Here is a 7099-nt window from a genome sequence, read left to right as displayed (position 1 = left end):
CCGCTGCCGCAACTCAAGCACGGCGGCCCCGGGCGTGCCGGGGGCGGCGAAGAGCTTGGTGGCCTGCGGGCGGTCAAGCACTACCTGCAGCGTGCCGCGATCCAGGGTTCGCCGAGCATGCTGGCGGCAATCACTGGCGAGCACGTGCGCGGCGCTGAAGTGATCGAGACCGAGGTGCACCCGTTCCGTCGCTACTTCGATGAATTGCGCATCGGCGAGTCGCTGCTGACCCACCGACGTACCGTCACCGAGGCGGACCTGGTGAACTTCGGCTGCCTGTCGGGCGACCACTTCTACATGCATTTCGACGAGATCGCCGCCAAGCAGTCGCAGTTCGGCAAGCGCATCGCCCATGGCTACTTCGTGCTGTCAGCGGCGGCCGGACTATTCGTGTCGCCGGGTGAAGGGCCGGTACTGGCCAACTACGGGCTGGACACCCTGCGCTTCATCAACCCGGTGGGGATCGGTGACACGATCCAGGCGCGCCTGACCTGCAAGCGCAAAATCGACCAGGGCAAGACCAGCCCGTTGGGGCAGCCGCAAGGGGTGGTGGCCTGGGATGTGGAGGTGACCAACCAGCTCGGTGAACTGGTGGCCAGTTACGACATCCTGACGCTGGTGCTCAAGCGCGGCTGATCATTGCCGGCCTGACGTGTCGGCCCTGGCGCGGGCGTGCCCCGCGACAGGGACGGTTGACTCCCCACCCCATAAATGCTCAGATGCGCCCCTTGTTTCAGGTGTCCCCTGCCGCCGAGCCGGGGATTAAACGGGAAGCCGGTGCCTCGCTCCTGCGAGCAGTCCGGCGCTGCCCCCGCAACGGTAAGCGAGCGATGCATTCGATACACCACTGTGCCAACGGCATGGGAAGGTGAATGCCTCATGCCCCTCGCAAGCCCGGAGACCGGCCTGTCACAGCAGTTGGCAACTCCCGCGGTGGGCGGGCGCAGGCCGGTTCTCGCGGCGGCCGCGCGCCCGCGACAGCTGCGCGCACCTCCACCGTTCGGGTATCACTCACCCTGCGACGGTTGGTTCATCCATGTCATGCCCTACCCTGCACATCCAAGGCCTGCACTGGTCGCCGCACAGCGGTGGGCAGCCGCTGCTGGAGGGTATCGACCTGCAGATCGGCGCCGGTGAATTCGTCGGTCTGATCGGCCCCAACGGCAGTGGCAAGACCAGCCTGCTGCGCTGCGCCTACCGCTTCAATCGCCCCAGCGCCGGTCGGGTGCACCTCGATGGCGAGGATATCTGGCAGCGCAACCCACGCTGGGTCGCCCAGCGCATCGCGGTGATGCTGCAGGAGTTCCCCGAAGACTTCGGCCTGAACGTGCGTGACGTCGTTGCCATGGGCCGCACCCCGCATCTGGGCTGGTTCGAGGGCGACGGCGAGCCGAGCCTGATCGACGACACCCTCGCCAGGCTCGACCTGCTGCCGCGCGCCCTCGACGCCTTCGTCTGCCTGTCGGGCGGCGAAAAGCAGCGCGTGCTGCTGGCGCGGGCACTGGTCCAGCAACCTCGGCTGCTGATCCTCGACGAGCCGACCAACCACCTCGACCCACGCTTCCAGCTGGCCCTGTTGCAGCAACTGCGCAGCACCGGCCTGAGCCTGCTGGCCAGCTTCCACGATCTGAACCTGGCCGCCGCCTTCTGCGATCGGCTGTACGTGATCGATGCCGGGCGCATCGTCGCCCACGGCACGCCAGAACACGTGCTCACCGAGCAATGCCTGGCCGAGGTGTTCGGCGTACAGGCCCTGGTCGACCGCCACCCGCTGGCCTCCCATCCACGCATTACCTGGATCAGCCCTGCATGAAATCGCTGCTCACCAGCCTGGCCCTGCTGGCCGCCCTGCCCCTGGCCGCCGAGGCCGACAACTATCCACTGACCGTGCGCAGTTGCGAGCGCGACGTCACCTTCACCCATGCGCCGCAGCATGCCGTCAGCCATGACATCAATCTCACCGGCATGCTCCTGGCCCTCGGGCTGCGCGACCACATGGCCGGCTACAGCGGCATCAGCGGCTGGAAAACCCTCGACCCAAGCCTGCGCGAAGCACTTGACGGGCTGCCAGAGCTGGCGCCGCGCTACGTGTCGGTGGAAAACCTGCTCGATGCCAACGCCGACTTCTTCCTCGCCGGCTGGAGCTACGGCATGCGCATCGGCGGGCCGGTCACCCCACAGACCCTCGCGCCCTTCGACATCCCGGTGTATGAACTGAGCGAGTCGTGCTCCTGGATCATGCCCCAGCGCCAGGCCAGCCTCGAAGACCTCTACCGCGACCTGGACAACCTTGGCCGGATCTTCGATGTGCGCGAGCGCGCCACTGCGCTGGTTGGCCAGTTGCGCCAACGCGTCGAGCGCGTTGCGGCGCAGATGGCCGAGATCAAGCAACGGCCGCGCGTATTCCTCTATGACAGCGGTGAAGACCGCCCCACCACTTCCGGGCGCCTGGGGATGCCGCAGGCGCTGATCAGCACGGCAGGAGGCGATAACGTCATGAGCGATGTGGCCGCCAGCTGGACCCAGGTGAACTGGGAGAGCGTGGTGGAACGCGATCCGCAGGTGATCGTGATCGTCGACTACGGGCCCACCAGTTGGCAGCACAAACGCGACTTCCTCCTGCACCACCCGGCGCTGGGCAGTGTCGAGGCGATCCGCAAGCAGCGCTTCGTGGTGCTGTCGTACCTGGAGGTGACACCGTCGGTGGAGAACGCCCAGGCCATCGAGACCCTGGCCACGGCCCTGCATCCGCAGCGCTTCGCCGAGGCCCGCCGCTGATGCCGATTCGCAGCCCTGCGGGCTATCGCCTGCTGATCGTTTCGCTGCTGCTGGCCTTGCTGCTGTCGTGCCTGCTGTCGCTGGGGTTCGGCTCGGCGCAGGTCGCATTGGGCAAAGTGGTCGGCATTGTCCTGCAGCAGGTGGGGCTGGGGGAAAACGGCGACTGGAGCCGCGGCCAGGCGCAGATCGTCTGGCAGATCCGCGCACCGCGCGTGTTGCTGGGGGCGCTGGTCGGCGCAGGGTTGGCAATGGTCGGCGGCGCCCTGCAGGCGGTGACCCGCAATCCCCTGGCCGATCCGCACCTGCTGGGGGTCAGCTCCGGGGCGGTGTTCGGCGCAGTGCTGGTGGTGCTGTTTCTCGGCCCGTTCGCCGGGGCCTTCAGCCTGCCCCTGGCCGCGTTCATCGGCGCGTTGGGCAGTATGTTGCTGGTGCTCGGCGTGGCCAGCCGCGGTGGGCGCCTGGAGAGCGATCGCCTGCTGCTGGCCGGGGTGGCGGTGTCGTTCGTGGTAATGGCCGCCGCCAACCTGCTGCTCTACACCGGCGACCCGCATGCCGCCGCCTCGGTGATGTTCTGGATGCTCGGCGGGCTGGGCCTGGCGCAGTGGTCGCTGTTGTGGCTGCCGGCCGTTTGCGTGCTGGCGGGCTTCGTACTGTTGATGAGCCTGGCGCGGGCGCTGAACGCGCTGATGAGTGGCGAGCAGACCGCTGTGAGCCTGGGCTTCGACACCCGGCGCGTGCGGGCCAAGGTGTTCGTCGGTACGGCGTTGCTGACCGGTGTGCTGGTGTCGCTGTCGGGCGCCATCGGTTTCGTCGGCCTGATGCTGCCCCACGTGGCTCGTCGCCTGGTGGGCGCCGAGCATCGCCGCCTGCTGCCGGCCTGCGCCTTGCTCGGGGCGCTGTTCATGATCTGGGTCGATGTCGGCGCACGCACCCTGATCGCCCCGCAGGATCTGCCAATCGGCATCGCTACGGCGGCCATCGGCGGCCTGTTCTTCATCCTCTTGCTGAGGCGCAAGGCCTGACATGCACGGACGTGGATCGACGGATGGATGAGCAACTGCTCGAACATCGGGTGGCAAGGCAGGTGCTGATCGCCCGCCAGTGATGCACCGTCGGCCCGATACCGACGGTGCACAGGCAGCGCTTAGAAGCCGGCGCTGTAGAACAGCGCGTACGACTCGATGCCGTCGTTCGGCTGCTTGATGCCGGCGTTGGAATAATGCGTGGCGCGGATGCCGATCTTCTGTTGACCCGGCAGCTTCAGGCCGAAACCGATGCGGTCTTCGAAGTTGACCGACGAGCCCAGCTTCTGATCACCGACGTCGGTCTTGGAGAAGGCGGCCAGGCCGATACCGGCCTCGATGAACGGGACGTAGCCCGAATCGCCGAACTCATAGACAAACACCGGGCTGAACGACAGGGAGTGGGCGCCGCTGTAGTCACCGCCCTCCCAGTAGGTGTAGGCGCCATCCCAGTAACCGGTCAGGTGACCGGTGCTGCTCTGCAGCCACTTCTTGTCCCAGTCGAACGACAGGCCGATGCGATAGGTCATGTCGCCCTGACTGGTGGCGCCCACGGCGCCAGAGATTTGCGCGGCCTGGGCCAGGTTGGTAGCGGCAAGGGCCAGCACGGCGGCGGCCAGCGAGGTGGCAAGACGGGTTTTCATCAATGACTACTCCAGAAGGTCTTCACGGGCAGGTGCCCTAGTGGGGCGTGCCTGCAGCAAGTGGAGGCTTGGCCTCTCGTTCTTCGCTTGCGCCCCAGGCCATCCCACCTGGGGTCACAAGTAGTAATACTTTTCTGATTATCGTCAGCCGCGATAAAAGATGAAAGTCATTTGCCACTATCGAATAGGAAAAAAGTTAGCAAGGTATCGGTTTTTTCGCCTTGAACCCTTCAGCCCGCCTGCTCCTCCAGCAGGCGGATGAACATGCTCAGGCTGCGTGACACCGTACCGCGACGCCACACCAGCCAGGTCTTGAGGTAACGAAAATCCTCGGACAACGGCCAGGCGCTGACGGTACTGGCGCCGGGCATGCTGTCGAGCATGCTGCGCGGCATCAGGGCCAGGCCTGCACCGGCGCTGACACAGGCGAGCATGCCGTGGTACGACTCCATCTCGTGGATCTTGCCCGGGACGGCCTTGTCTTTGACGAACCAGCTCTCGAAGTGATGCCGGTACGAGCAGTTGGCGCGAAAGGCATAGATGCTTTCGCCGTTGACGTCCTGGGCGCGGCTGACCGGAGCGTGGTTCAAGGGGGCGATGACCATCATCTCCTCCTCGAACACCGGCATGCCTTCCAGTGTCGGGTGCAGCACCGGGCCATCGACGAAGGCTGCCACCAGCCGCCCCGACAGCACCCCTTCGAGCATGGTCCCCGAAGGGCCGGTGGAAAGATCCAGGTCGACCTTCGGATAACGCTGGTTATAGGCTGCCAGCACTGCCGGAATGCGTACCGCCGCAGTACTCTCCAGCGAGCCGAGGGCAAAGGTGCCTTGCGGGTCTTCGCCGGCCACGGTCGAGCGTGCCTCCTGCACCAGCTCAAGGATGCGCCGGGTGTATTCAAGGAAGTTCCAGCCCGCAGGAGACAGGCGCAGGCGGCTCTTTTCGCGGATGAACAGCTCCACCCCCAGGTCTTCTTCGAGCTGCTTGATACGGGTGGTCAGGTTCGACGGCACCCGATGGATGTGTTGGGCGGCAGCGCTGATGCTGCCGTGCTCGGCCACCGCCTTGAACATTTCCAGTTGCACCAGGTCCACAGCCATTCTCCATTCGTGAATGTTTCGCTCATTATTATTCAGTTTTCATTAAAGCTGCACGCCTCTAGTCTGGCCTTCAGTCGAATACGACACCGCCAAGACAACAAGAGGACCCGCCATGAGCGAGATCAGCAGCCTGACCCATGCCATTTCCGTCGACCCGTACAGCGGCGAACAGATTGGCGCCTACCCCTACGACACCGATGCCGCACTGGACGCTGCCCTGCAACGCGCCAAGGTCGGCTACGCCCAGTGGCGCCAGGTGTCGCTGGGTCAGCGCAGCGAATACCTGATCGCCCTGGCCAATACCCTGCAGGCCAACCATGAAGCCTTCGCGGTGATGATCACCCGCGAGATCGGCAAGCCGATCACCCAGGCTCGCGGCGAAGTGACCAAGTGCATCGGCCTGTGCCAGTGGTACGCCGAACACGGCCCGGCCATGCTCGCCCCCGAGGCCACCCAGATCGAGAAAGCGCGCATCGAATACCGCCCGCTCGGCCCGATCCTCGCGGTGATGCCGTGGAACTTCCCGATCTGGCAAGTGCTGCGTGGTGCCGTCCCCGCCCTGCTGGCTGGCAACACCTACGTACTCAAGCACGCACCGAACGTGATGGGCAGCGCCTACCTGCTGGCCGAGCTGTTCAAGCAGGCTGGCTTGCCGCAAGGCGTGTTCGAGGTGGTCAATGTCACCCCGGATGGCGTCACCCGCGCGATCAATGACCCGCGCATCGCCGCCATTACCCTCACCGGCAGCGTACGTGCAGGCATGGCCATCGGCGCTCAAGCGGGCGCTGCGCTGAAGAAGTGCGTGCTCGAACTGGGCGGTTCCGATCCGTTCATCGTGCTGGCCGATGCCGACCTCGATGCCGCCGTCAAAGCTGCAGTGATCGGCCGCTACCAGAACACCGGCCAGGTCTGCGCCGCGGCCAAGCGTTTCATCGTGGAAGACAGCATCGTCGAGGCCTTCACGCAGAAGTTCGTGGAAGCGACCCGCGCCCTGAAAATCGGCAACCCACTGCAGGATGACACCTACCTCGGCCCGATGGCCCGCTTCGACCTGCGCGACGAACTCGATGGCCAGGTCCAGGCGACTCTCGCCGAAGGCGCCACGCTGCTGCTGGGCGGCAAGAAGGTCGAAGGCAGCGCCAACTTCTACGAGCCGACCGTGTTCGCCAACGTCACCCCCGACATGACCGCCTTCAAGCAGGAGCTGTTCGGTCCGGTGGCGGCGATTATCAGCGCCCGTGACGCCGAGCACGCGGTAGAACTGGCCAACGACAGCGAATTCGGCCTGGCGGCGACGATCTACACCGCTGACCTGGCACGGGCCGAGCGCATGACCTCGGCACTGGACACCGGCGGAGTGTTCATCAACGGCTACTGCGCCTCCGACCCCCGGGTAGCGTTCGGTGGCGTGAAGAAGAGCGGTTTCGGGCGTGAGCTGTCGCACTTTGGTGTGCGCGAGTTCTGCAACGTGCAGACGGTTTGGCTGGATCGTAACTGAGGCGAGTGCGCGTCGCTCTTTTCGCGGGCAAGCCCGCTCCCTGTAGGAGCGGGCTTG

The 7099-nt window shown here is 65.5% G+C and carries 7 protein-coding genes and 1 riboswitch; of the genes, 5 read left to right on the top strand and 2 right to left on the bottom strand.

The window, feature by feature from the left end:
- The 4 genes from HU729_RS24340 to HU729_RS24325 form a co-directional block, all read left to right on the top strand.
- A partial coding sequence (locus HU729_RS24340; RefSeq protein ID WP_272996983.1) for a MaoC/PaaZ C-terminal domain-containing protein occupies positions 1-636 on the top strand: 636 nt, incomplete at its 5' end.
- An 82-nt stretch (positions 637-718) separates the two neighbouring features.
- Positions 719-925, top strand: a riboswitch (cobalamin riboswitch).
- A 111-nt stretch (positions 926-1036) separates the two neighbouring features.
- Positions 1037-1813 (top strand): ABC transporter ATP-binding protein, encoded by a 777-nt coding sequence (locus tag HU729_RS24335; RefSeq protein ID WP_186711790.1) that lies wholly within the window; start codon positions 1037-1039, stop codon positions 1811-1813.
- Positions 1810-2778 carry an ABC transporter substrate-binding protein gene (locus HU729_RS24330; protein WP_186711789.1) on the top strand — a complete coding sequence of 323 codons (969 nt, stop codon included), beginning with the start codon at positions 1810-1812 and terminating at the stop codon, positions 2776-2778. Before HU729_RS24335 ends, HU729_RS24330 begins: the two co-directional genes overlap by 4 nt.
- Positions 2778-3800 (top strand): iron ABC transporter permease, encoded by a 1023-nt coding sequence (locus tag HU729_RS24325; protein ID WP_186711788.1) that lies wholly within the window; start codon positions 2778-2780, stop codon positions 3798-3800. Before HU729_RS24330 ends, HU729_RS24325 begins: the two co-directional genes overlap by 1 nt.
- 122 nt (positions 3801-3922) lie before the next feature.
- On the opposite strand, the gene HU729_RS24320 is transcribed toward HU729_RS24325, so the two are convergent.
- Both HU729_RS24320 and HU729_RS24315 read right to left on the bottom strand, forming a co-directional pair.
- Positions 3923-4444 (bottom strand): acyloxyacyl hydrolase, encoded by a 522-nt coding sequence (locus tag HU729_RS24320; protein WP_186711787.1) that lies wholly within the window; start codon positions 4442-4444, stop codon positions 3923-3925.
- A gap of 230 nt (positions 4445-4674) precedes the next feature.
- Positions 4675-5538, bottom strand: a complete 864-nt coding sequence (locus HU729_RS24315) for a LysR family transcriptional regulator (protein WP_153773677.1) — start codon at positions 5536-5538, stop codon at positions 4675-4677.
- 118 nt (positions 5539-5656) lie between these two features.
- Here HU729_RS24315 and HU729_RS24310 point away from each other — a divergent pair, with 118 nt between their 5' ends.
- Positions 5657-7042, top strand: coding sequence for an aldehyde dehydrogenase family protein (locus HU729_RS24310; protein ID WP_186664860.1), 1386 nt, complete (start codon positions 5657-5659; stop codon positions 7040-7042).
- Positions 7043-7099: the final 57 nt, after the last annotated feature.

It is taken from the genome of Pseudomonas sp. RW10S2 (genome assembly GCF_014268985.1).
Taxonomy (GTDB): Bacteria; Pseudomonadota; Gammaproteobacteria; order Pseudomonadales; family Pseudomonadaceae; genus Aquipseudomonas; species Aquipseudomonas wayambapalatensis.
This window is presented reverse-complemented; position numbering and strand designations above follow the sequence as displayed.

What these genes read in the sequence shown, in the direction of transcription:
- HU729_RS24335 (WP_186711790.1), top strand. Translation starts at nt 1,037, where the DNA reads ATGTCATGCCCTACCCTGCACATCCAAGGCCTGCACTGGTCGCCGCAC.
- HU729_RS24325 (WP_186711788.1), top strand. Translation starts at nt 2,778, where the DNA reads ATGCCGATTCGCAGCCCTGCGGGCTATCGCCTGCTGATCGTTTCGCTG.
- HU729_RS24310 (WP_186664860.1), top strand. Translation starts at nt 5,657, where the DNA reads ATGAGCGAGATCAGCAGCCTGACCCATGCCATTTCCGTCGACCCGTAC.
- HU729_RS24330 (WP_186711789.1), top strand. Translation starts at nt 1,810, where the DNA reads ATGAAATCGCTGCTCACCAGCCTGGCCCTGCTGGCCGCCCTGCCCCTG.
- HU729_RS24320 (WP_186711787.1), bottom strand. Translation starts at nt 4,444, where the DNA reads ATGAAAACCCGTCTTGCCACCTCGCTGGCCGCCGCCGTGCTGGCCCTT.